Source organism: Mesorhizobium sp. LSJC269B00 (assembly GCF_000502815.1).
GTDB lineage: Bacteria > Pseudomonadota > Alphaproteobacteria > Rhizobiales > Rhizobiaceae > Mesorhizobium.
This window is the reverse complement of record NZ_AYVN01000014.1, coordinates 154,465-176,883: the sequence shown is the minus strand read 5'-3', so window position 1 is coordinate 176,883 and position 22,419 is coordinate 154,465. Positions and strand designations below refer to the sequence as shown.

Below are 22,419 nucleotides of genomic sequence, written 5' to 3'. Positions count from 1 at the left end.
CGACGCTCTTCCGATCTAACCCTGCGAAGTTTTCTGCTCCGCTACGTTCACTACTTTCACCTCCAGGCAAGCTTCACCGCGCTCAGCAATGCCCGGATGAACATAGTCGACAGGCTCTCAAGATGGCTGGTGATGTGTGATGATCGCGTCGACGGGAACAGCTTTGCGATTACGCACGAGTTCTTATCAGTTATGCTCGGTGTCAGGCGGCCCGGCGTCACCATAGCGCTGCAAACCTTGGAGGGCCAAGGTCTGATACGCTCAATGCGAGAGAGGGAGTCATTCTTGATCGCGCGCGTNTATCAGTTATGCTCGGTGTCAGGCGGCCCGGCGTCACCATAGCGCTGCAAACCTTGGAGGGCCAAGGTCTGATACGCTCAATGCGAGGAGAGGTAGTCATTCTTGATCGCGCGCGTCTAATTGCGCTGGCAGATGGGTCATATGGCAGGGCTGAAGCCGAATACGCTCGGCTAGTCGGCAAACTGCATTGATCGCAGGCGCCGCGGCGTCCGTAGCGCCGCGACGGTGATCGCCAACGAATGTGCTCGAACAGGAGATGGTCGATCTCCTGCATTGGAGTCACGTAAGCCGCCTAGACAGAGCCTTCACCGCCGACGTTGCCGAGCATCGGGATCCACGACGAAGCTGTCATGCCGGCACCGCTGCATGCGCCGCGCGAGGAACAAACCGCCCCTCGCCTTCGTTCAGGATCCCGAAGCACGATACGGCTGTGCACCACCTTCCGGCCACTCAAAGGAGACCCGAGACGACTCGGTCCGTAAAGGAGGTTTTCGAAGAGCATCTGAGGCTTCGCGCGGCAGGCGATATCGAGGAGGATCTCTTGGGCGCACTGCCATCTAACCTCGATTAAACAGGCACTGATGCGCTGGCTGGAGCAATGGCGAGACTCATTGCACCAGCCAAGTTCAGGGCATATGCAGACAACCGCTTTTGGCCCGGAACAGATCGATTGGCGGCATAGCCTTATCTTCCCTCACAACGGGAAGGCTGTTTCGGGACTTTTCGAAATCAGCGGATCACAGGCTCGCCATGGAAGCGGCGGCGCGATGGAGGAGAAACGCCGAAGCCAACTTCCATCATCAGCCGTGGCCTGTGCGACGGCACGGTGCCCATATGGAACCCGAACGGATCCTCGACGAAACCGAAACCGGCCTTGCCGGTCAGCGTGACCGGACTCTGCTTGCCGTAGACGTCCAGAATCTCTTGCGCTGGATGGCCGACGACAAGCGTAAATTGGTGCTTGAGGGCGCGGCGATCATGGCTGCCGCGAACATAGATATGCGGGCCGGTCCCCTCGTCGACGGGCACCAGATAGAAAAAGAACTTCAGCATCCGCCAGTCGTCCAGGTCGAAGTGGTATTTGCCGAGCGAAGCCAGGTTCTTGTCCGCGTCCGACGCCTGGCCGGTCGGGAAGCTCCACCAGACGCGCGTCGTGATCAGCGTCGCCTGGCCGCCGAGATAGTGCGCCGCGATATCCATGAGCAGCGGATCATTTTGGATGGCAACGGCCGACTTACAGCCCAGAATGCGCTCGAAATAATGGCCGCTGAGCAACGGACGGCCAAATCGCGCCTCAGCCTCCGCATGCTCCGCCGGCATGAACTCGAGTCGGCGATCGAAATTGCCGAAACAAGGTGTGCACCTGGCGAATGCGGCTACATCTTCAGCCACCATTGCAGGCAGGACAAGGCCGGGAAAAAGCCCATCCATCCGCAGCGCGTCGACAACGTCGTGGCAATTGACACCGGCAAACATCGTGTCCTGGGCTCTTTGCGGCCTTCGGACCGGCTTTGCACCACGCCAGTGCATTCTCCGTGCCGGCATGGTGCGCGCCAACATGAACATGGGCAGCCACGCCGGGTTCTCGCGAATATCCGACAGGTAGGTCGGAATGCGTACGGCTATGCGACGCAGCATGCTGCCGTTTCGCGCGATTGTCTCAAGGCTTGCAGCGCCGGCTTTGTCGGAGTTCATAACGGTCATCGGGGTCCTCAGGTCATGAATGCACTTATCGACGAAGTTGGGTCCCGGTGTTTCGCCGAAACCCGATTCGCCGCGGAAGAACTAGGCGCTTGCCACGTTTTGTGCAACGCACCATTGCAGTGAGAAAATGGAGGTTGCGCGTTCGTATAAGACAATCGCAACCACTCCAATTACCTCAGGAACTGTCTGTAGCCGCCGCCCATCAGGTAGCGGCCGCGTTGGATGGCGCGACGTACCTGATCGCGAAGATGGCCGCCTGGATGACGCCAATCTTCTTCGACACGGCGTCTCCCGAACAAGGCAATGGCGACCTCCTGATGAGATGCTCCCGCCAGCGAGCCATCCAAAGCCTGCAGTACAATACGCAGACGCGCTCCGCGGTGTTCCGGCGGAAAGCAAGCAGCTGACACGCGGCGGCAATCATTGATGTCGTTCAGGAACTGAAGGGCAGCGACATGGAACTTGAGGTGCTGCGGCTGAAGGATCGCGTCGACATATAGCCGCAACGGGCGGAGTACGGACGCACCGGAAACGGCGATCTGCAGACTCCGGCAGTTCTCCCTCAGCAGCACGTGCTGCATGCCCGCAGCTGTCAGCAGGATGTCCTTGCAGCATGAGAGCGAAGAAAGGTGAAGCGGTTCAAAATCGTGGTCGAGCCCCAGCGGCTCCGCGGCCGCTCGTAGAATACAGGCGCAATCGCGCGGATCCCAAAAGACCCTCGCCGATGTAGCGTCCGACTGTGGCGCGTCCGCGAAAAAGGAGGCTCCATTGTCTTAGGAAAGCTGATTCTGTCGTCAACTCGATTATCTTCATGTCGGCCTGGGTTCCGACAAAGCAGGCGGACGGTGCCATTTTGGCGTGGTCGCGCTGGAATTGTGGATTGCGCCGAAGAAACTCCCAGGCCCAGCCAGTGCGTGGCAATCGTCTGGCGTAGTGGTAAGCGTCCTGGCGACGCCAGTCCGGCCAGCATACAAGGCCGACCGTCGCTTCCTTGGACAAACCAGCATCCTTCATGGCACAGGTGTCCACAATGGCGCTATGCTGACGGGCCTAGAACCGGTTGCCACAGTACCGGTCCGCTCAGACGTCCCCTGCTGCGGATGCGCAAAAGGCTCGCGTGGGAAATCTCGAGAAACCCAGCCACCGCCTCCGTTTTGCCGACGCACTTGGGTTCTCCGATGCGCGACAATGGCCACGTAGCAAGGCGGAGGATCCGCTCCATGCGCGTGTCCGTCACCGTTACGATCCGGGTCAGATCCTTGGCCAAGCCGAACTCGATCATGCCCGCGAAGAGCTCGTAGGTCNCTCGTAGGTCGCCTGAGCCAGCCCGCCCGCTGCCTTGGGCGCCGACGGAGGAAGATCGAGCGCGAAACGACTGCTCTCCCATATGTCGGTGGTCGAGGGCACGACGTCAGCACCCAGCAGCACCGGGAAGGTGTCGCGCAACATTGTGGGTCCGGTGCTGGGCAAAAGACGCACGCAACCGCGAATTCGCCAGTCGGATCCTTTGAGGAGCAGATAGACAGGCTTGAGAGCATCAAACGGATCGGATTCCATCTGGTCTTCGGTATCAACTTCCCAATCGAGCCTTTCCTTGAACACCCGAAACCTGAGCCCGTGCATCTCTTTGAGCTCGCCTGCAAAATCACTGTAAAAGTCTGGTGCTATCAGTTGCATCATGGTCGCCTCCATGTGGGATGTGTTCCCGCCATCGAAGGGCAAAGCTGACAGCGATGCAGCCTGTAGAGGTTTACAGGTATCGTGGCTGAGAATCAGGATCTCGTCAGGTAGTGTGCTGAGAGTTCTGCAAATTCGCTGAGAGGGGGCGGTCATGGCAGGCTGGTGATTGTTCACGTCACCTGATTCCCGCGAAGGAACGCCACCATGACCAAGACTGAAGNAAGCTCGCTCTGCGCCAAGCCGCATGACCAGCATCATGGCCGCCCCTTTTTGCAGAACTTGACGCACACAACCTCTCGTCAGGCCGGAGGCAGCCATTCGTGCAACGGCTTGGTTGATCGTTCGAACGCCAAACTTTGCCTTGGCGTTTTCCAGATGAAAGGTCACGGTGCGCTTTGAGACGCCGAGAAGCTGGCTAGTATCCCAAGCCGACTTGCCGCGCGCCGCCCATTTCAGGCACTCGAACTCCCGCGGGGTGAGCGTTACACCATCCACCACGCGATGATCGGCGAGCCTGCGCCGGACATGGATATGAAAGTTGATGGCCACCAGCTGCAATGCTTTTTCGTAACGTGCCAGTGACCGCAACAGAGGCGGACGGGACTCGTCGGAAGCAAAGGTCAGGGCAGCAAACCGGCCGAGATGATCATGCATGGACATCGTCAGGCCGCCGCAGATGCCAAACTCAGCCGCACTCTCTAGAATTTGTTGCTGCGAATTCGGCAGACAGTGCCGAGCGCGATCCACACCCCAATCGAATGTATCCCAGCCTTGCAGCCCGNGCCCGCGCAGGATGACCGGATCGAGACTGTGGTACCGCTGTTGCAGATAACGTGACGTCCAGGATGAAGGATAGTTTGAAATCAATTGGGGGGCGTCGCCGGAGGCTGACGGGTAGGTGAAATAGGCGAATAGCGGGAAGTCGAAGCCGGCTGCAGCGGAGGCCATTGCCTCACAGAGATCGGCAGCATCAACACTTGCAGACAGTTGCTCGACGAAGTTCTCAAACACGCGATGCATGTGTCCTGTGCGTAACCTCCGTAACGCTCAATGCCAGGCAGAGACCTTGTTTTAGATGATCCCGGACGAATACGGCGCGTGCCGAGAACGTGGCTAATCTGTTGAACCAATCCGAAATAGTCTGACGTTGTCTATGAGCCGTGTGCCGCCGAGCCAGGCGGCGGCAAGCAACCGTGCCGGTCGATCGAGGCTTGTTATCGGGTGCAGATCTGCCTCATCGCGAAGTTCCAGGTATTCGACCTCGCGATAGCCTGCAGCCAGAATTGCTGCGCGAGATTCTGCAAGCGTTGGCAGGATGGGTGAGCCGCGCTCAAGCCGCTCAGCCGTCTTGAGCAGGACCGATGATAGCTTGGGAGCAACAGCGCGTTCCGCTGGCGAGAGCCGCACATTGCGCGATGATAGCGCAAGACCGTCGGCTTCACGGACTGTCGGACAGGCAACAATGGTGATTGGAATATCCAGATCCCGGACCATGCGCCTGACCAGGTGAATTTGCTGAAAGTCCTTTTCGCCAAAGAAGCCGAAGTCAGCGCTGGTCTGCAGGAAGAGCTTGGCGACGACGGTCGCCACGCCGTCGAAATGCCCCGGCCGGAATGTACCGCACAGGCCTTCGCTGACACCGCAAACCGAAACGGTGGTGGCGAAGCCCGCCGGATACATCTCCTCTGCATCTGGCGCATAAAGCAGGTGCGCGCCAACCGGTGCCAGTTTGGCGGCATCCTCGTCCTCGGTGCGGGGATACGCGGCAAGATCGGCCTGGCTGTTGAATTGCTTCGGGTTGACGAAGAGCGTCACTATCACACGGTCTGCCTTCTCGAGTGCAGCGCGCACCAGGCTGAGATGGCCCTCATGCAGGACGCCCATCGTTGGCACCAGGGCTATCCTCACACCTTCGCAGCGCCATGCGGCGACGCTTTCGCGAAGCTGGTCAACGCTCCTGACGATCGGCACGCTCACGCTGCTTCTCCGCTCTTGGTGGCGTCCGTGTCGGCGGGCTTGGGCGCATCGGCAAACACGTGCTCTGCGGCGGGAAACTGGCGCTCCTTCACCTCGCGCGCATAGGAAGCGATCGCAGCCGCAGCCGCCTCCCGGAGTTCAGCATAGCGCTTGACGAACTTGGGCCGGAAGTCGCCGAAGAGGCCCAGCATGTCGTCGACGACGAGAATCTGGCCGTCACAGGCTGCCGAGGCACCGATGCCAATGGTCGGGGTCGCCACCTCCTTGGTGATCCGGCGGGCGAGCGCCTCAGGAACCTTCTCCAGGACGACCGCAAAGGCGCCCGCTTCGCCCACCGCAATTGCGTCGCGCCTGATGCGCTCGGCATCCCCGCCCCTGCCCTGTACGCGGTAGCCACCGATGGTGTTGATGGCCTGCGGCGTCAATCCGACATGGGCCATGACGGGCACGCCGCGTGCGGCGAGGAAGCCGATCGTCTCTGCCATCGCTTCGCCGCCTTCGAGCTTGACGGCCGTGCAGCCGGTCTCGGCCATGACGCGCGCGGCATTGCGGAAAGCCTGCTCTGGGCTTTCCTCGTAGGAACCGAACGGCAGGTCGACCACCATCAGCGCCTGCTTGATGCCACGGCGCACCGCCTGGCCGTGCGTGATCATCATCTCCAGCGTGACGCCGAGCGTCGAGGGCAGGCCGTGGAGAACCATGCCGACGCTGTCGCCGACGAGCACCACATCACAATGGGGATCGACAAGCCGGGCGACTGGGGTGGTGTAGGCGGTAAGGCAGACGAGCGGCGTCCCACCTTTGCGCGAACGAATATCCGGCGGTGTGATCGCCCTGGTGTCACCATAAGCGCTCATGGGACCCCTTCCCCTACGTTACCAGCTGCGGCTGTCGCCTTTGGCACATTTTTGTGCAGGTGCGAAGAGCAAAAAAATGGCCATGCAGCTGCGGGGTGTTGACGTGCCAATTGGCACGCTTACACTAAATCGATTAAGGTGCCCCCGAGTTGGCCAAATAATGGACGATCAGGCAATAGGACTCAGGAAAGACAGAGCCGCCGGCAAGGCCGACAACGTCAAAGTGGACTTGATCGCCTTTGTGGTCGCCGTAAACGGAAGTCAACCCTGTGTCCTCACCATCGGCCAGGCGGACACCTTGCCCTCCGGTCCCTTTGCGCTTGAGCACCGATCGCTGCAATCCGGCTTGAGGGGGTGGGTCGAGCAGCAAACCGGCCATCGGCTGGGGTACATTGAGCAACTCTACACGTTCGCGGATCGGGATCGCATCGGCGCCGAGCGCCAGCAGCGCGTCATCTCCATCAGCTATCTCGCATTGACGCGCAAGGAACAGGCAGCGGGCTCGCCCAAGTGCGGATGGCAGAGTTGGTATGAATATTTTCCATGGGAGGACCACCGCTCCGGCACGCCTGCGGTCGTGCTGGACGTTCTGCGGCCGCGCCTGATCGAATGGGCAAACGGGGTTGGCGATTCGGCCACGCGACGTGAACGCTGGCAGCGGGCGACGATAGCCTTTGGCTTCGACGACCGCCTTTGGAACGAGGAACTCACGCTTCAACGCTATGAGTTAGTCTACGAAGCAGGCCTGGTCCAAGAGGCCGTAAGAGGGCGGGACGCAGGACCCCCGCCGCTGGTGCCCAGCAAGTCCATGGTCGCCGATCATCGCCGCATCGTGGCGACCGGCATTGCGCGGCTGCGCTCCAAGATCAAATACCGCCCAGTCGTCTTTGAGCTGATGCCGCCGGTCTTCACGCTTTTGCAGCTGCAGCGAACCGTGGAGGCGCTCGCCGGCAGGCTCATCCACAAGCCGAACTTTCGCCGACTGATCGAACAGCAGGAGCTGGTCGAGGAGACCGGAGAGGCCACCACTGAGACCGGCGGCCGGCCAGCGAAGCTTTTCCGTTTCCGCCACGCCGTTCTCGACGATAGGCTCATCGCCGGGACAAAATTGCCGCTGGCGCGGGGTTGACATCCCTTATACTCACAGCAAGTATATGCTGGTTATTGTCAGTTAGAGTATAAGCGGGAGGGGGTCGATGGGCGCCATGCTGCCTACGGCCGCGTTGCTCTACGAGCGCGTCCGACGAGTGATCCCGCCGAGCGAATGGCCGGCTTTCGCCGAGGATATCGAGGCGATCCTTGCGCTGAAGCGCGAGCGCAACGCGATCATCCTGGCGCACAATTATCAGACGCCCGAGATCTTCCACTGCGTGGCCGACATCGTCGGCGACAGCTTGGCACTAGCCCGCACGGCTGCGACGGTCGAGGCGCAAGTCATCGTGCTGGCCGGCGTCCATTTCATGGCCGAAACGGCCAAGCTCCTCAATCCGGGCAAGACCGTGCTCATTCCGGATCTCAGCGCCGGTTGCTCGTTGGCGGACTCAATCACGGCAGAAGACGTGCGCTTGATGCGCCAGCGTTATCCCGGCGTTCCGATCATCACTTATGTAAATACGTCCGCCGAAGTGAAGGCCGAGTCGGATATCTGCTGTACATCCGGCAACGCCAAGGCGGTCGTCGAATCCCTTGGGGTTCTCCGGGTGATCATGTTGCCGGACGAATATCTGGCCCAGAATATCGCCGCTCAGACAGATGTGCAGATCATCGCCTGGAAAGGGCGTTGCGAGGTGCATGAGCGCTTTACACCGGCCGACATCCGCGAGTTGCGCGAAAGCCATCCCGGCGTGGTCGTGCTCGCCCATCCCGAATGCCCGCCCGACGTCGTGGCTGAAGCAGATTTTTCCGGCTCGACGGCTGCCATGTCCGACTATGTCGAAAGGCAAAGGCCGCCACGTGTCGTGCTGATGACGGAATGCTCAATGAGCGACAACGTCGCGTTAGCGCACCCAGAGGTCGAGTTCATCCGGCCCTGCAATTTGTGCCCGCATATGAAGCGGATCACGCTTGCCAACATCCGCACGGCGCTCGAGCAGAACCACCATGTCGTAACCGTCGAACCCGGGATCGCCGGGCGCGCGCGGCTAGCGGTCGAACGGATGCTGGCAGTTTGAGCGCCGACCTCCGCAGCTTCTTCGGGCGGCCCATCATCATCGGCGGCGGCATCGCCGGACTGATGACCGCGCTTCAACTGTCGCCGGAGCCGGTGCTTCTTCTGTCAAGGTCGCTGCTGGGAGCTGACAACTCGAGCACCTGGGCCCAGGGGGGCCTGGCTGCAAGTTTCGGCGAAGACGACGATCCGGCAATGCACCTGGCCGATACGGTTGCCGCCGGGGATGGTCTCTGCGACAGAGACGTGGCGAGCCGCATCCTCCAAGCCGCGCCCAAGGCCATAGAGGGGCTTGCGGGCTTTGGGGTTCGCTTTGACCGCACGCCGGAAGGATCACTGTGCCTCGGATTGGAGGCCGCACACAGCCGACGTCGCATCGTTCATGCGCATGGGGACGGCACCGGGCGTGAGATCATGCGTGCGCTGATCGCGGCTGTGCGTTCCACTCCGTCGATAGTTGTCGTGGAGGGCGTGGAAGCGCGCCGGCTCGCAGTGCGAGAGAATGCGATCCGAGGCGTCTGGGCGAGCTGTTCGATCGCACCTTTCTTCTTCGGCTCACGGCGGGTGGTTCTCGCCACCGGTGGCATCGGGGGACTGTTTCTCGACACCACGAACCCTTGGGGCAGTTGCGGACAAGGCCTTGCGCTTGCGGCCCGCGCTGGAGCTGTCCTAGCCGACCTCGAATTCATCCAGTTCCACCCGACCGCGCTTGACGGCCCAGAACGCCCTATGGCGCTGGTCAGCGAGGCTGTGCGAGGCGAAGGTGCTGCCCTGATCGATGAAACCGGCCAGGCTTTTCTCCAGAGCGTGCCAGGGGCGGAACTTGCGCCTCGCGATGTCTTGGCCCGCGCCGTGTGGAACCATCTTGCGGACGGCCACCATGTTTTTCTCGATGCCCGACAACGGCCAGGCCCGGCATTCGCTCGACATTTCCCGACAATCGCATCAGCCTGCCTTGGAGCCGGCATCAATCCCGCGCGCGATCTCATCCCCATTCGTCCGGCCCAACACTACCACATGGGTGGCGTTGCCGTGGACAGCTCGGGCAGGACCTCCGTCAAGGGGCTGTGGGCCTGCGGCGAAGTCGCTTCGACAGGACTGCATGGCGCCAACAGGCTCGCCAGCAATTCCTTGACGGAGGCAATCGTGTGCGCCCGCTGGGTCGCTGAAAGCGTCGCCGGAACGCCTGCGCGCAGAACAAGGCCTGCGTTTGCGAACGTTTACCCACCGCCCGCTCCGATAGCCGTGCGCGTTTTTCTGTCGCGCGCACTCGGCATCGTCCGGGATGGTCAAGCGTTGAAAGCAGCTGCGCGTGCCTTATTGCCGCTCGCCGAAAGCAAGGATGCGGTCTCGGATCCGGCGGCTGTCGGGCTAATGATTGCTGTTGCCGCCTTGTTGCGCGAAGAAAGCCGCGGCGCTCATTACCGGACAGATTTTCCTCATCATGCGACTGCCGCCCGACGGTCCGAAATCACGCTCGAAGCCGCCTTGGCGGCTGCGCGGGAACTCGGACACTCGCCAAGCTCCGAAGGTGCAAAGGGATGATGCTCTCACCGCTCCCCACGGTCCTGCTTGAGCCGCTTGTACGGGCATCTCTTCTTGAAGACCTTGGCAGAGCCGGCGACTTGACCACGGACGCCATCGTCCCGAAGGAATGCCAAGCGGGAACCGTGTTGGTGGCGCGACAGTCCGGAGTTGTCGCCGGCATCGATCTGGCGATGCTCGCTTTCGGCTTGATTGATCCTGGTGTCGAAATCTCCGTGGAGCGGGCAGACGGCTGCAATGTCGTGGATGGAGAGGTCATTGCATCAGTGGTTGGCCCGGCCCGGGCCATTCTCACAGCGGAAAGGACGGCACTCAATTTTTTGTGCCATCTGAGCGGCATCGCCACAGCAACGGCATCGATGGTCGCTGCGGTTCGTGGATATGGCGCGAAGATCGTCTGCACCCGCAAGACGACGCCCGGATTGCGGGCAGTCGAAAAGTATGCCGTGCGCGCAGGTGGCGGGTCCAATCACCGCTTCGGCCTGGACGATGCAATTTTGATCAAGGACAACCACATCGCGATCGCAGGCGGCGTCCGGCCAGCGCTCGAGCGAGCACGAAGAGCGGCCGGTCATCTCGTCAAGATCGAAGTCGAGGTCGATACTCTGGCCCAGTTGGAGGAGGTACTTGGCTTCGCTCCCGATGCGGTTCTGCTCGACAACATGTCCCTCCCCGATCTTCGCCGCGCCGTCGCAATGGTCGGTGGCCGCGCTATCACCGAGGCTTCTGGCGGGATCACGTCGCATACAGCGCGAGCGGTTGCCGCGACCGGCGTTGATCTGATTTCGGTCGGCCGACTCATCCACAGCGCGCCGATCCTGGATATCGGCCTCGACCATCGGGGCTCATGATTGTCTGAGTAACGAACAGGATTGGGTCAACTGTCCTTTCCGATCATCATAGTCAGATAGCAAAGACCCGCAAGACAGACCGGAGGAACAGCATGGAGATGCAAACGGCAAGTTCAACGCAGACACCGCCACAGGCCAAATCTCTTGACCCCCCTGACCCTGGAGCGTGGACCTTGGAGAAGGCTCAGGCACTTTACCATGCCCCCTTCAACAATCTCCTCTTCCTGGCGCAAACGGTGCACCGCCAGAATTTCGATCCAAACAAGGTCCAGCTCAGCCGGCTGCTCAGCATCAAGACCGGAGGATGCCCGGAGGATTGTGGCTATTGCAGCCAGTCGGCGCGTCACGAAACCGGGTTGGAGGCGTCCAAGCTGATGGATGTCAGGCGCGTCATCGCCGAAGCGACCAAGGCGCGTGATGCCGGCGCCACCCGTTATTGCATGGGCGCGGCCTGGCGAAACCCCAAGGCGCGCGACATGGATGCGGTGGTGGCGATGGTCGAAGGCGTCAAGGCGCTGGGCCTGGAGACCTGCATGACACTCGGCATGCTCGATCTTGAGCAAGCCGCTCGACTGAAGCAGGCGGGCCTCGACTACTACAACCACAACATCGATACGTCAGAACGCTACTATAGCGAGATCATCGGTACGCGGAGCTTTGCCGAGCGGCTCGAGACGCTTGACCACGTTCGCAAATCCGGCATCAAGGTCTGCTGTGGAGGCATTGTCGGCATGGGCGAGGAGCCGGTGGACCGGATCGACATGCTGGTGACGCTGGCCAATCTGCCGGAACATCCGCAAAGCGTTCCGATCAACATGCTGATCCCGATCGCCGGTACGCCGCTTGCAGACGCCAAGCCCATTGAGCCGATCGAATTCGTGCGCGTGATCGCGCTGGCGCGCATCATGATGCCGAAATCGCATGTCCGTCTGTCCGCCGGCCGCACCGCGATGACTGACGAGATGCAGGCGCTGTGCTTTTTTGCCGGCGCCAACTCGATCTTCTTCGGCGACACGCTGCTGACGGCGGACAATCCCGGTGAGGACAAGGATACCCTGCTGTTCCGGCGCCTTGGCATCGATCCGATGGAACTCGAGGCGCAATGAACGGGGCGCCGCTTGCCCGTTATGATGCGACCTTGCAGGGGCTAGCGCGCAAGGACCGGCTGCGGACGCTTTCGCCCCGCGCCGGGCTGGACTTCTCGTCGAACGACTATCTCGGGCTGGCCGCGTCCAGAAGACTTGGCGATGCGGTTGTGGCGGCGATTGCGCGGGGCACGCCGGTTGGCGCCACCGGGTCGCGGCTGTTGCGCGGCAATGCACCGGAACACGAGCAGCTCGAGGCAGACGCGGCGGCATTCTTTGGAGCCGACCGCGCGCTGTTCTTCGGCAGCGGCTACATCGCCAACTTCGCTCTGCTGAGCGCCCTGCCGCAGAAGGGCGATCTTTTGGTTGTCGATGAGCTCGCCCATGCCAGCATGCATGAGGGTGCGCAGGCCGGGCGCGCACAGTTCGTGCTGGCCGCGCACAACGACGCCACCGCTGTCGAGGATGCGATTACACGTTGGCGCGTCGCAGGTGGCATGGGATGCGTCTGGATCGCGGTGGAAAGCCTTTACAGCATGGATGGCGACTGCGCGCCTTTGGAGAGCCTGGTCGCACTTGCCGATCGGCACGGCGCATTCATCGTCATTGATGAGGCGCATGCCACCGGCGTCTGGGGACCGGATGGCCGGGGGCTTGCCGCCGCTTTCGAGGGCCGCGACAACATCATAGCGCTCCACACCTGCGGCAAGGCGCTCGGCGCATCTGGTGGGCTCGTCACCGGGCCGAGGGCACTGTGCGAATATCTGATCAACCGTTGCCGGCCATTCATCTACGCAACCGCGCCATCGCCACTGATGGCGGTCGTGGCGCGCGAGGCACTCGCAATGCTCGCCGACGAGCCTATGCGGCGTGTTCAGCTGCATGAACGCGTCGCCAGCGCCGGCCGGTTGGTCAATCGCTGGGGTGTGACACCAAGTGGCTCTCAGATCCAGCCCTTAGTAATCGGCGATGTCAGGCGCACCATGGCAGTGGCGGCGCGCCTGCAGGCCCGCGGCTTCGACATACGCGGCGTTCGTCCTCCGACCGTGCCCGAGGGCACGTCGCGGCTGCGCATCTCACTGACGCTCAATATTGGCGAAGCCGACATTTCCGCCATGGTCGAGGCGCTGGTCGAGGTGTTGGCCGAAACATCACCGGAGGCGATATGACCCAACGCATCGTCATCACCGGAACGGATACCGGAGTTGGCAAGACCGTGTTTGCGGCTGGGCTCGCCGGTTTGCTGGACGGCTTTTACTGGAAACCGGTGCAATCGGGCCTCGACGGCGAGACCGACAGCGAGGTTGTCGCGCGGCTTGCCGGCTTGCCCTCAGAGCGCGTGCTGCCGGAAGCCTACCGCTTGCGGAGCCCGCTGTCGCCGCATCGTTCGGCCGAGATCGACGGCGTGGCGATCAAGGCTGCCGATCTTGCTTTTCCCGTCCTACCGACGCCGCTCGTCATCGAAGGCTCCGGCGGCCTAATGGTGCCGCTCAACCGGCGCACAAGGTTAATCGACATCTTCGCTGAATGGCGGCTGCCCGTTATTCTGTGCGCCCGCACCACACTCGGCACCATCAACCACACCTTGCTATCGGTCGAGGCGCTCCGCGCCCGCTCCATCCCGTTGGCGGGCATCGCTTTCATCGGCGATGAGATGGCCGATACGCAACGGACCATCGTGGAATTCAGCGGTGCCCCGCAGCTCGGCAGGCTGCCGCACCTCGATGTGCTGACGGGGAAAACACTGAGGGACGCAATGGTTGCCGGCTTCGCCTTCGCCTCGATTACTGGAGGTGACTGATGTCGCAGTCTCATGTGTGGCATCCCTTCACCCAGCACGCACTCGAGCCTGCGATCCCAGAAATCGTCCTGACTGAGGGCGCCTATCTCCACAGGGCCGACGGCGCCCGCATCCTGGACGCCATCTCCTCCTGGTGGGTCGTCACACATGGCCACCGCCATCCCCGCATCATGAAGGCAATCGAGACAACCGCGTCGAGCCTCGACCAGATTATCTTTGCGGGCTTCACGCACGAGCCGGCAGAGCGCTTGGCCAAGGCGCTTGTCGGCCTCGCTCCCGCTGGACTCGACTGGGTGTTCTATTCCGACAGTGGCTCGACCTCAGTCGAAGTCGCGCTGAAGATGGCGCTCGGTTATTTCCGCAACATCGGCGCGCCGCGCTCGCGCATCGTCGTCATGGAGCACAGCTATCATGGTGACACGATTGGAACGATGAGCGTCGGTGCGCGTGGCGTGTTCAACGCCGCCTATGAACCCTTGCTGTTCGAGGTCGACATCATCCCCTTTCCGGCCGCGGGGCACGAGCAGGAGACGCTGGATCGTTTCGAGGCTGTGACCCGCGATCGACGAGCCGCAGCCTTGATCGTCGAGCCGCTGGTGCTGGGCGCCGGCGGCATGCTGATGTATCCAGCATCGGTTCTGGCCGAATTGAAGAAGATCACTGAGGCCTCCGGCTCGCTGCTGATCGCCGACGAGGTGATGACCGGCTGGGGACGCACCGGAACCATGTTCGCCTGCGAGCAGGCATCGATTTCTCCAGATATCCTGTGCACCTCCAAAGGCTTGACCGGCGGCACCATCCCGCTGGCCGTAACGCTTGTCACCGATGCCATCTTCCGGGCGCACTATTCCGAGGACCGGAAGAAGACGTTTTTCCATTCGAGCTCCTACACCGCCAATCCGATTGCCTGTGCGGCAGCACTCGCCAATGTCGAGATCTGGCGCGACGAGCCAGTGGCCGGGCGGATCACGGCCTTGAGCGTGATGCAGGCCGTCGGGCTGCAACGCTTTCGGGAAAATCCATATTTTGCCGACTGTCGAGCCACGGGAACGATCGCGGCGCTCGACCTGCGAACCGGTTCAGCAGGTTATCTCGCCGAGATTGGTCCGAAGCTGCGCGCTTTCTTCCTCGAGCGCGGCCTACTTGTGCGCCCGCTCGGCAATGTCCTCTATCTTCTGCCACCCTATTGCATCGCAGGCGACGAGCTCGAACGACTCTATGACGCCATCGAGGAGGCCGGGGAGCGCTTCGGGTCAAGGCCATGAGCAAGTCGTCGCGCATTCTCGGACTTGGCCATCACGTGCCTGGGCGCAAGGTGGCCAATGCCGAGATCGAGAGCAATCTCGGCCTCGAGCCGGGCTGGATCGAAAGGCGTACCGGAATCCGTTCGCGCTTCTGGGCAACGGACGAAGACACGCTGTCGGGTCTTGCCACCCGGGCTGGCGACATGGCGCTGGTGAACGCCGGTATTGCGCGCCACGACATCGGTCTGCTGTTGCTTGCCACCTCGACGCCCGACCATCTTCTGCCGCCAAGCGCGCCGCTGGTCGCACACAAGCTTGGCCTTGGCCGCGCAGGCGCGGTCGATCTGACCGGCGCCTGCGCCGGCTTCATCTATGCGCTGATGTTTGCGGACGGGTTCACCCGCCTGCATGGCAAACCAGCGCTGGTCATCGCCGCCAACATCCTCAGCCGCCGCATCAATCCAGCCGAGCGCGCGAGCTCAGTCTTGTTCGCCGATGCCGCCGGCGCCCTGGTGATCGGTCAGTGCGATGATGCTGATCGGGGCATTCTCGGTGCCTCGGTGGCATCGGACGGCTCGCGCTACGGGCTGATCCAGATTCCCGCAGGAGGAAGCAACACGCCGTTCCATGGCGACCTCGACCTCGGGCAGACCCGGATGACGATGACCGACGGGCCCGAAGTGTTCGCAAAGGCCGTCGAGATGATGACCGATTGCTCGACAGCCGCGCTAGCCACTGCGGGAGTGCGGCCACACAATGTCGGCCGGTTTGTGCCGCATCAGGCCAATACTCGGATTTTCGGCGCGGTCGGAAGAAACCTCGGCATTGCGGACCAAGCAATTGTCAAGACGATTGCCGAATACGGCAACTCTTCGGCCGCGACGGTCCCGCTGTCGCTCTCGCTCGCCAACCAGATGAAGCCATTCCAGCCAGGAGAGAAAATCCTTCTGGCGGCGGCGGGTGCGGGTCTCAGCGGCGGCGCTCTCGTGGTTGGAATCTAGCCGGCCGGCTCACGCGCGCAGGATTGGTCATGAACGGCAATAGGAGCAACAGAACCAATGCCAAAAAATGGCCTTCTGAAGCTCGACATGACCAAGCTGACGCAGCACGACCCGTGCGAGCCTCTGGATGAGTTCAAATGCAACACCCGTTGCACCAATCGTACCATCTGAATAAAGCTCAATTACAAAGGGTGAGCCGCCCCATATATGTCGGATACCCGACATTGTTCACATAAAAGGCTCGATGCTTACACGCTCTTTGCTGCCTGCTCTTTGCTGTCTTCTCTTTTCTCTTTGCTCTTTGCTCTTCCGTCTTGACTAGCAGGAGCCTGCGGCTTATCTCATTGCCGCGTTAGCACTCGCTTCGGCTGAGTGCTAGGCATGCTCCGGCAACGGAGCACCGTTCAACATCCGCACCAAGGAAATCCAAAAATGGCAAAGTCGAATTTCCGGCCGCTGCATGACCGCGTGGTCGTACGCCGGGTCGAATCCGAATCCAAGACCGCCGGCGGGATCATCATCCCGGATACGGCAAAGGAAANTGTGCTCTTCCGATCTCCGCATCCTGTTCGGCAAGTGGTCGGGCACCGAAGTCAAGCTCAATGGCGAAGACCTTCTGATCATGAAGGAATCCGACATTATGGGCATCATCGGCTGATTATCGGCCTCACCGTCAACTGAATTTCGGGCTTGATCGCAAGCCCCTGCCAGGAGCTAAAAAATGGCTGCCAAAGACGTAAAATTCTCCCGCGACGCCCGCGAGCGCATGCTTCACGGCATCAACATCCTCGCCGACGCAGTGAAGGTGACCCTCGGTCCCAAGGGCCGCAACGTCGTCATCGACAAGTCGTTCGGCGCACCGCGCATCACCAAGGACGGCGTCACCGTCGCCAAGGAAATCGAGCTTACCGCGCCCGGACCTTCCGTGCCCTTCACGGTCTGCGANGGCCGCAACGTCGTCATCGACAAGTCGTTCGGCGCACCGCGCATCACCAAGGACGGCGTCACCGTCGCCAAGGAAATCGAACTTTCCGACAAGTTCGAAAACATGGGCGCGCAGATGATCCGCGAAGTTGCTTCGAAGACCAACGACATCGCCGGTGATGGCACCACGACCGCGACCGTCCTGGCGCAGTCGATCGTCCAGGAAGGTAACAAGGCCGTTGCCGCCGGCATGAACCCGATGGACCTGAAGCGCGGCATCGACCTGGCCGTGACCGAAGTGGTCGCGGCTCTCGGCAACGCTGCCAAGAAGATCAAGACCTCCGAGGAAGTTGCCCAGGTCGGCACGATCGCCGGCAATGGCGACGAGTCGGTCGGCAAGATGATCGCCGAAGCGATGCAGAAGGTCGGCAATGAAGGCGTCATCACGGTTGAAGAAGCCAAGACCGCCGAGACCGAGCTGGAAGTCGTCGAAGGCATGCAGTTCGACCGCGGCTATCTCTCGCNGAAGAAGCTGTCCAACCTCCAGGCCATGCTGCCGGTTCTCGAAGCCGTCGTGCAGACCTCCAAGCCGCTGCTCATCATCTCGGAAGACGTCGAAGGCGAGGCTCTGGCCACGCTGGTCGTCAACAAGCTGCGCGGTGGCCTGAAGATCGCCGCCGTCAAGGCGCCGGGCTTCGGTGATCGCCGCAAGGCCATGCTGGAAGACATCGCCATCCTGACCGGTGGCCAGGTCATCTCGGAAGACCTCGGCATCAAGCTCGAGAATGTCGGCCTCAACATGCTCGGCCGCGCCAAGAAGGTGTCGATCTCCAAGGAGAACACCACCATTGTCGACGGCGCCGGCAAGAAGGACGAGATCCAGGGCCGCGTTGCCCAGATCAAGCAGCAGATCGAAGAGACCACGTCGGACTACGACAAGGAGAAGCTGCAGGAACGTCTGGCGAAGCTCGCCGGCGGCGTTGCGGTGATCCGTGTCGGCGGCGCGACGGAAGTCGAAGTCAAGGAAAAGAAGGACCGCGTCGATGACGCCCTCAACGCGACCCGTGCGGCCGTGGAAGAAGGCATCGTTGCAGGCGGCGGCGTCGCTCTCCTGCGCGCTTCGGCCAACATCAAGGTCACCGGCGTCAATGCCGACCAGGCTGCCGGAATCAACATCGTTCGCCGTGCACTGCAGGCTCCGGCCCGTCAGATCGCTTCGAACGCAGGTGCTGAAGCTTCGATCGTTGCCGGCAAGNGCGGCCGTGGAAGAAGGCATCGTTGCAGGCGGCGGCGTCGCTCTCCTGCGCGCTTCGGCCAACATCAAGGTCACCGGCGTCAATGCCGACCAGGCTGCCGGCATCAACATCGTTCGTCGTGCACTGCAGGCTCCGGCCCGTCAGATCGCTTCGAACGCAGGTGCTGAAGCTTCGATCGTTGCCGGCAAGATCCTCGACAACAAGGGCGCGACCTACGGCTACAACGCCCAGACCGGCGAGTATGGCGACATGATCGCCATGGGCATCGTCGACCCGGTCAAGGTCGTTCGTACCGCTCTCCAGGACGCGGCTTCGGTCGCCGGCCTGCTCGTCACCACCGAAGCCATGATCGCGGAGGCTCCCAAGAAGGAGTCTGCTGGCGGCGGCATGCCTGGCGGCATGGGCGGCGGCGGCATGGGCGGCATGGGCGGCATGGATTTCTAATCCAAGCTATCCGGCTTATGCATACGGAAAGGGCGCCGAGAGGCGCCCTTTTTGTTTTGGACTGAGCCCGTCAGCCGCATCTGCATACTCGAACAACAGCGCTGCTGGTGAGGCGGCGCGATTATCGCGCCTGTTGCTCGTGAAGGGACGACTATCTGCCAACGCTACTTCACCGGCTGGCAACGGATGCGCGCGCTCACGCCGCTGGTGGGCAAGTTTTCGGAAACGGCTTTTCTGCGCTTTACAAGGATTAGGCATCAATCGCCGGCGTTGTGGGCCAAACTGGACAAGTTAAGCACAGAAAGGGGTGGCGGCTCCCTGTCGGCATTGTTCCCGCGCAACGAAAGCTGGACCGCATTCTGGAAAGCGATGCTCGTACGCGCCGACGCGGTCGCCGATGTCAAGAAGCGCGACGAGGCAAGAAAGGCGATCGTCGAGCAGTTGGCTAGCCAGAACCTTCTCGACAGCGGGACCTAAATTTAGCGATTGGAATGCAGTTCATCCAGAAGCGTCATAGCCTTCGAATAGACGGCGCGCGACCTTGCCTCGCGGCCCTCGATCGGTGCCTGGAAACTGTAGCCAGCGAAAACGGTGCCATCGATCGAAAACGCGACGCGACATCGGTCCAACGAACAATCCATCAAATAGATCGCGTTGTCCGGCAGCCGCCAGCTTGGGTCGGTGCTGACCCAGTATTCAGCATTCGAAGGCATTTTATAGCGGACAAAACCGACTGCCGGCAGCCCAACGATCGGGTTGCCGCTGCCTGCCGATTTGGCAAGTCCTGCAGCAAGTTCTTCTCGCGGCGGCCCGTTGAGGAGAAAGGGATGCCTCAGCGAAAAATCCGACGATAGACCCACGACAAGCGTTTCGGGCCAGTCTGCCAATGCTTCGGGTGCATTGAATCTGTCGCACCACAGAGCGACCCAACCACCGGGTTTAGCCATGGTACAAAATGTTCGCTCGACGAGATTCGGCTTGCGGTGGTTCTTCAGATCGCCAAAGCGCAGGGAGAGTGAACTGGCGGTCAGGGGAATCAAACCATTGTCAGTTGCGCTGCACACCAGGCGCGTGCCTTTGGCACTGCTCAAACCGTAGTCGGCTATATAGCCGTTGCTGATCTGCACCACGGGCGCAGGCGGGGTCGAGAGCAAACGGCCGCCGATCTTGATGTGGATGATCGATGTCAGACAGGCTTGCGATGCCGGCCGTGCGTCAAGTTTCGGTTTGACGACAAACAGCCATGAAAATCCGAGCGCCAAGACCAGAAACGCGACGAGCACAGGCGACTGTACGATGGCCCTCTTCGCGCCGAACGAACTCAATCCCAACCCTATGCCTCGCGCGATGACGCCCACCGCCGCACCTATTGCCATTGCTGCCCACAGCACGGCAGCCAACAAGCCTCCCGGTCCGTCGAAAGAGCCATCGCCACGCAGGTAAGCGATGCCGGCAGCCAGGACGACAGCGCAGACGGCGAGACACACGCGGTTCGGCATTGCCACCGCGATGAAGAAGGGCACAAACAGAAACGGAAGCGGAATCAGGATCAAAGGCGTCAGCAAGACAAGCACTCCTCGGCGTTGGCCGATTGCCATTTGCTTGCCTATGAGCGCGGAACGATGGCGAGCCGGACCAGGCGCCGTGCAGATGCCGCGTAGATTTTCAGCACACGCATAGATCGGATCGGCCGTCCCTGCCCGTCGGCCATTGCCAGTTTGGCGCCGAGCATGACGAAGGCGCCGGCGAAGGTGCGGCGCATCCAGCTCAGCACCATCGGCCGCGACACGACATGGCTGCGGATCGAGGCGGCGAAGCTGGAGCGCCGATTTGCGGGACCGACCTCAGATAGCGGCGTCGGCGTGCCGCGCAACCTTGCCCGCAAGCACCGCCTGCTCGACCAATGCAGCCACCTCATCGGCCACCACCAGCACCGGTGCACGGTCGCGGGTGGCCCGCGCAATCACCATCAGCCCTTCCAGCGAGGATTCGACCAGCAGCGCCAAAGCGTGCGCGCGGCGTTCGGGCACCCCTGCCCTGACAAAGGCCTGTTGCAGCAAGCCGATCCATCGCTCGAAAGCCGATCGGCAGAGTTCCGCCAGTTCCGGCACATCGGTGGGTGAATCCAGCACCACCGGCGCGATGGGGCAACCCAGCGAAAAATCATTGTCCTCCAGCATGCGCCCGACCGACTGGTAGATGTGATGGACGGCCACTGCAGGATCGCTCTCGGCTGCCAGTGCTTCGCCCAGCCTTTTCGTGACGTCGGCAACGCTGTTGCGCGTCACCTCGATGACCAGTTGGTCCTTGCCGCCTGGGAAATGAAAATAGAGCGAGCCGCGCGGCGCCCCGCTGGCGCCCAGAATGTCGTTGAGCGAGGTGCCGTGATAGCCGCGCTGCCTGAGCAACAGGCCTGTGGTCTCGAGTATGCGGGTGCGGGTGTCGTTGGCCATGTCAACCTCTGTCAGCAGTGACGCATTATAGGCCTTGCCAAGAATATGACAATCGGTCTATATAATATGTGGATCAGTCTATATACTATTAAGGAGAGTGACATGCGCAGCTACCGTCTCGAAGGGTTTGGTGGAACCGAATCCCTGGCGATGCGCGACGAGGCGCGGACGGAACCGAAACCGCATGAGATCGTGGTGCGAGTCCGCGCCGCCTCGCTCAATCGGCGCGACACGATGATCCTTGGCGGCACCTATCCCTTGCCGGCGCGGCAAGGCATCGTGCCGCTGAGCGACGGAGCCGGTGACGTCGTCGCAATCGGCGATGCCGTCACCCGTTTTGCCGTCGGCGACCGCGTCACCGGCAGCTACTTCGCCCGCTGGATCGATGGCCGCATCAATGCCGGTCTGATCGACCAGCTCGGCTGTACGCTTGACGGCATGCTGACTGAGTTTGCCGTGCTCGACGAACAATGGGCGGCGCGACTGCCCGATCATCTGAGCTGGCACGAAGCGGCGACGCTGACCTGCGCCGGCGTGACGGCCTGGAACGCGGTGACCGGGACCCGGATTCCGAAGCCTGGTCAATGGGTTCTCACCATCGGTTCGGGTGGCGTTTCGCTGTTTGCTCTGCAGTTCGCCAAGTTGCTCGGCTGCCGGGTTGTCGCCATCACATCGCGCGCGGAGAAGGCCGACAGGCTGCGGGCGCTGGGCGCCGACCTCGTTGTCTCCAGCACCGACATACCGGAATGGGGCGGCTGGGCGCGCGAGCAGACAGGCGGCATCGACCTCGTCGTCGAAACCGGCGGCCCGGCCACCTTCGCGCAGTCGCTGATTGCCAGCACGCTTTATGGACACATCGTGCTGCTGACGCTGCAGGACGCCAGTGGCAGATCGATCGAGATGCCGGCAGCGCTTTATCAGCGCAGCCTCGCTACCATCAGCCGCCTGTTCGTCGGCAGCCGCAGCAATCTCGAGGCCATGCTGCGCGCCGTGTCGCAGCATCGCCTCAAGCCCGTTGTCGACAGGGTCTTCCCCTTTGCCGAAGCCCCCGAAGCGTACCGCCACTTCCAGCAGGGCGACGTGTTCGGGAAGGTTGTCATCGACTGCGCCTGACCCAATTGCCCGCTTTT

The 22,419-nt window shown here is 61.8% G+C and carries 18 protein-coding genes and 8 pseudogenes; 17 read left to right on the top strand and 9 right to left on the bottom strand.

What is annotated here, in order from left to right; genetic code table 11:
* Window positions 1-270, top strand: a pseudogene (locus X771_RS01000000165435) (helix-turn-helix domain-containing protein); the annotation flags it as partial.
* 11 nt (window positions 271-281) lie between these two features.
* Window positions 282-491 (top strand): helix-turn-helix domain-containing protein, encoded by a 210-nt coding sequence (locus X771_RS1000000168365; RefSeq protein ID WP_280942279.1) that lies wholly within the window; start codon window positions 282-284, stop codon window positions 489-491.
* A 538-nt stretch (window positions 492-1,029) separates the two neighbouring features.
* Here the strand turns inward: X771_RS1000000168365 and X771_RS139925 are convergent.
* From X771_RS139925 to panB, 6 genes and pseudogenes are all read right to left on the bottom strand, one after another.
* Window positions 1,030-2,004 (bottom strand): hypothetical protein, encoded by a 975-nt coding sequence (locus tag X771_RS139925; protein WP_023708080.1) that lies wholly within the window; start codon window positions 2,002-2,004, stop codon window positions 1,030-1,032.
* A gap of 170 nt (window positions 2,005-2,174) precedes the next feature.
* Entirely contained in the window at window positions 2,175-2,585 is a 411-nt protein-coding gene (locus X771_RS139930; protein ID WP_023673629.1) for a DUF2285 domain-containing protein, read from the bottom strand.
* Window positions 2,586-3,040: 455 nt separating this feature from the next.
* A pseudogene (locus X771_RS01000000165430) lies at window positions 3,041-3,684 on the bottom strand (acyl-homoserine-lactone synthase).
* 306 nt (window positions 3,685-3,990) lie between these two features.
* Window positions 3,991-4,704, bottom strand: a pseudogene (locus X771_RS0135005) (LuxR family transcriptional regulator); the annotation flags it as partial.
* Between the two features lie 93 nt (window positions 4,705-4,797).
* Window positions 4,798-5,661 carry a pantoate--beta-alanine ligase gene (gene panC / locus X771_RS139935; RefSeq protein ID WP_023689935.1) on the bottom strand — a complete coding sequence of 288 codons (864 nt, stop codon included), beginning with the start codon at window positions 5,659-5,661 and terminating at the stop codon, window positions 4,798-4,800.
* A complete protein-coding gene (panB, locus tag X771_RS139940; RefSeq protein ID WP_023707031.1) occupies window positions 5,658-6,518 on the bottom strand; it encodes a 3-methyl-2-oxobutanoate hydroxymethyltransferase in 861 nt (286 codons plus the stop codon). The genes panC and panB overlap by 4 nt, the downstream gene beginning before the upstream one ends.
* Window positions 6,519-6,678: 160 nt before the next feature.
* Here panB and X771_RS139945 point away from each other — a divergent pair, with 160 nt between their 5' ends.
* The 14 genes and pseudogenes from X771_RS139945 to X771_RS139995 all read left to right on the top strand — a co-directional run bounded on the left by X771_RS139945 (window position 6,679) and on the right by X771_RS139995 (window position 19,313).
* Complete coding sequence (locus X771_RS139945; protein ID WP_023673634.1) at window positions 6,679-7,647, top strand: membrane protein; 969 nt, start codon at window positions 6,679-6,681, stop codon at window positions 7,645-7,647.
* Between the two features lie 67 nt (window positions 7,648-7,714).
* Entirely contained in the window at window positions 7,715-8,689 is a 975-nt protein-coding gene (nadA, locus tag X771_RS139950; protein WP_023689934.1) for a quinolinate synthase NadA, read from the top strand.
* The gene (locus tag X771_RS139955; protein ID WP_023689933.1) at window positions 8,686-10,230 is read left to right on the top strand and encodes an L-aspartate oxidase; all 1,545 of its coding nucleotides are present in this window, start codon (window positions 8,686-8,688) and stop codon (window positions 10,228-10,230) included. The genes nadA and X771_RS139955 overlap by 4 nt, the downstream gene beginning before the upstream one ends.
* A complete protein-coding gene (gene nadC / locus X771_RS139960; protein ID WP_023673637.1) occupies window positions 10,227-11,081 on the top strand; it encodes a carboxylating nicotinate-nucleotide diphosphorylase in 855 nt (284 codons plus the stop codon). Before X771_RS139955 ends, nadC begins: the two co-directional genes overlap by 4 nt.
* A 92-nt stretch (window positions 11,082-11,173) precedes the next feature.
* On the top strand, window positions 11,174-12,187 hold the full coding sequence (gene bioB / locus X771_RS139965; RefSeq protein WP_031203143.1) for a biotin synthase BioB: 1,014 nt from the start codon (window positions 11,174-11,176) through the stop codon (window positions 12,185-12,187).
* Window positions 12,184-13,335, top strand: coding sequence for an 8-amino-7-oxononanoate synthase (locus tag X771_RS139970; protein WP_023673639.1), 1,152 nt, complete (start codon window positions 12,184-12,186; stop codon window positions 13,333-13,335). The genes bioB and X771_RS139970 overlap by 4 nt, the downstream gene beginning before the upstream one ends.
* The gene (bioD, locus tag X771_RS139975; RefSeq protein WP_023673640.1) at window positions 13,332-13,967 is read left to right on the top strand and encodes a dethiobiotin synthase; all 636 of its coding nucleotides are present in this window, start codon (window positions 13,332-13,334) and stop codon (window positions 13,965-13,967) included. The genes X771_RS139970 and bioD overlap by 4 nt, the downstream gene beginning before the upstream one ends.
* A complete protein-coding gene (locus X771_RS139980; protein WP_023689931.1) occupies window positions 13,967-15,232 on the top strand; it encodes an adenosylmethionine--8-amino-7-oxononanoate transaminase in 1,266 nt (421 codons plus the stop codon). Before bioD ends, X771_RS139980 begins: the two co-directional genes overlap by 1 nt.
* Window positions 15,229-16,212 (top strand): beta-ketoacyl-ACP synthase III, encoded by a 984-nt coding sequence (locus tag X771_RS139985; protein ID WP_023685574.1) that lies wholly within the window; start codon window positions 15,229-15,231, stop codon window positions 16,210-16,212. Before X771_RS139980 ends, X771_RS139985 begins: the two co-directional genes overlap by 4 nt.
* A 432-nt stretch (window positions 16,213-16,644) precedes the next feature.
* Window positions 16,645-16,870: pseudogene (locus tag X771_RS04340) on the top strand (co-chaperone GroES).
* Between the two features lie 63 nt (window positions 16,871-16,933).
* Window positions 16,934-17,068, top strand: a pseudogene (locus X771_RS1000000169455) (hypothetical protein); the annotation flags it as partial.
* 42 nt (window positions 17,069-17,110) lie between these two features.
* Window positions 17,111-18,391: pseudogene (locus tag X771_RS0135000) on the top strand (chaperonin GroEL); the annotation flags it as partial.
* Between the two features lies 1 nt (window position 18,392).
* Window positions 18,393-18,836: pseudogene (locus tag X771_RS139990) on the top strand (TCP-1/cpn60 chaperonin family protein); the annotation flags it as partial.
* A gap of 186 nt (window positions 18,837-19,022) precedes the next feature.
* On the top strand, window positions 19,023-19,313 hold the full coding sequence (locus X771_RS139995; protein WP_023689927.1) for a hypothetical protein: 291 nt from the start codon (window positions 19,023-19,025) through the stop codon (window positions 19,311-19,313).
* 2 nt (window positions 19,314-19,315) lie between these two features.
* On the opposite strand, the gene X771_RS140000 is transcribed toward X771_RS139995, so the two are convergent.
* The 3 genes and pseudogenes from X771_RS140000 to X771_RS140010 form a co-directional block, all read right to left on the bottom strand.
* The gene (locus X771_RS140000) at window positions 19,316-20,401 is read right to left on the bottom strand and encodes a hypothetical protein (protein ID WP_155923297.1); all 1,086 of its coding nucleotides are present in this window, start codon (window positions 20,399-20,401) and stop codon (window positions 19,316-19,318) included.
* 137 nt (window positions 20,402-20,538) lie between these two features.
* Window positions 20,539-20,652: pseudogene (locus tag X771_RS1000000167400) on the bottom strand (LysE family translocator); the annotation flags it as partial.
* Window positions 20,653-20,680: 28 nt separating this feature from the next.
* Window positions 20,681-21,289: a TetR/AcrR family transcriptional regulator gene (locus tag X771_RS140010; RefSeq protein WP_023689924.1), complete on the bottom strand. Its 609-nt coding sequence runs from the start codon at window positions 21,287-21,289 to the stop codon at window positions 20,681-20,683.
* Between the two features lie 102 nt (window positions 21,290-21,391).
* Between X771_RS140010 and X771_RS140015 the strand changes: the two genes are divergently transcribed.
* A complete protein-coding gene (locus tag X771_RS140015; RefSeq protein WP_023689923.1) occupies window positions 21,392-22,402 on the top strand; it encodes an NAD(P)-dependent alcohol dehydrogenase in 1,011 nt (336 codons plus the stop codon).
* Window positions 22,403-22,419: the final 17 nt, after the last annotated feature.

Coding starts and splice junctions, on each gene's coding strand:
- nadA (WP_023689934.1), top strand. CDS start 7,715: ATGGGCGCCATGCTGCCTACGGCCGCGTTGCTCTACGAGCGCGTCCGA.
- X771_RS139970 (WP_023673639.1), top strand. CDS start 12,184: ATGAACGGGGCGCCGCTTGCCCGTTATGATGCGACCTTGCAGGGGCTA.
- X771_RS140015 (WP_023689923.1), top strand. CDS start 21,392: ATGCGCAGCTACCGTCTCGAAGGGTTTGGTGGAACCGAATCCCTGGCG.
- X771_RS139985 (WP_023685574.1), top strand. CDS start 15,229: ATGAGCAAGTCGTCGCGCATTCTCGGACTTGGCCATCACGTGCCTGGG.
- X771_RS139925 (WP_023708080.1), bottom strand. CDS start 2,004: ATGACCGTTATGAACTCCGACAAAGCCGGCGCTGCAAGCCTTGAGACA.
- X771_RS139930 (WP_023673629.1), bottom strand. CDS start 2,585: ATGCAGCACGTGCTGCTGAGGGAGAACTGCCGGAGTCTGCAGATCGCC.
- bioD (WP_023673640.1), top strand. CDS start 13,332: ATGACCCAACGCATCGTCATCACCGGAACGGATACCGGAGTTGGCAAG.
- X771_RS140010 (WP_023689924.1), bottom strand. CDS start 21,289: ATGGCCAACGACACCCGCACCCGCATACTCGAGACCACAGGCCTGTTG.
- X771_RS139945 (WP_023673634.1), top strand. CDS start 6,679: ATGGACGATCAGGCAATAGGACTCAGGAAAGACAGAGCCGCCGGCAAG.
- nadC (WP_023673637.1), top strand. CDS start 10,227: ATGATGCTCTCACCGCTCCCCACGGTCCTGCTTGAGCCGCTTGTACGG.
- X771_RS139980 (WP_023689931.1), top strand. CDS start 13,967: ATGTCGCAGTCTCATGTGTGGCATCCCTTCACCCAGCACGCACTCGAG.
- bioB (WP_031203143.1), top strand. CDS start 11,174: ATGGAGATGCAAACGGCAAGTTCAACGCAGACACCGCCACAGGCCAAA.
- panB (WP_023707031.1), bottom strand. CDS start 6,518: ATGAGCGCTTATGGTGACACCAGGGCGATCACACCGCCGGATATTCGT.
- X771_RS139995 (WP_023689927.1), top strand. CDS start 19,023: ATGCGCGCGCTCACGCCGCTGGTGGGCAAGTTTTCGGAAACGGCTTTT.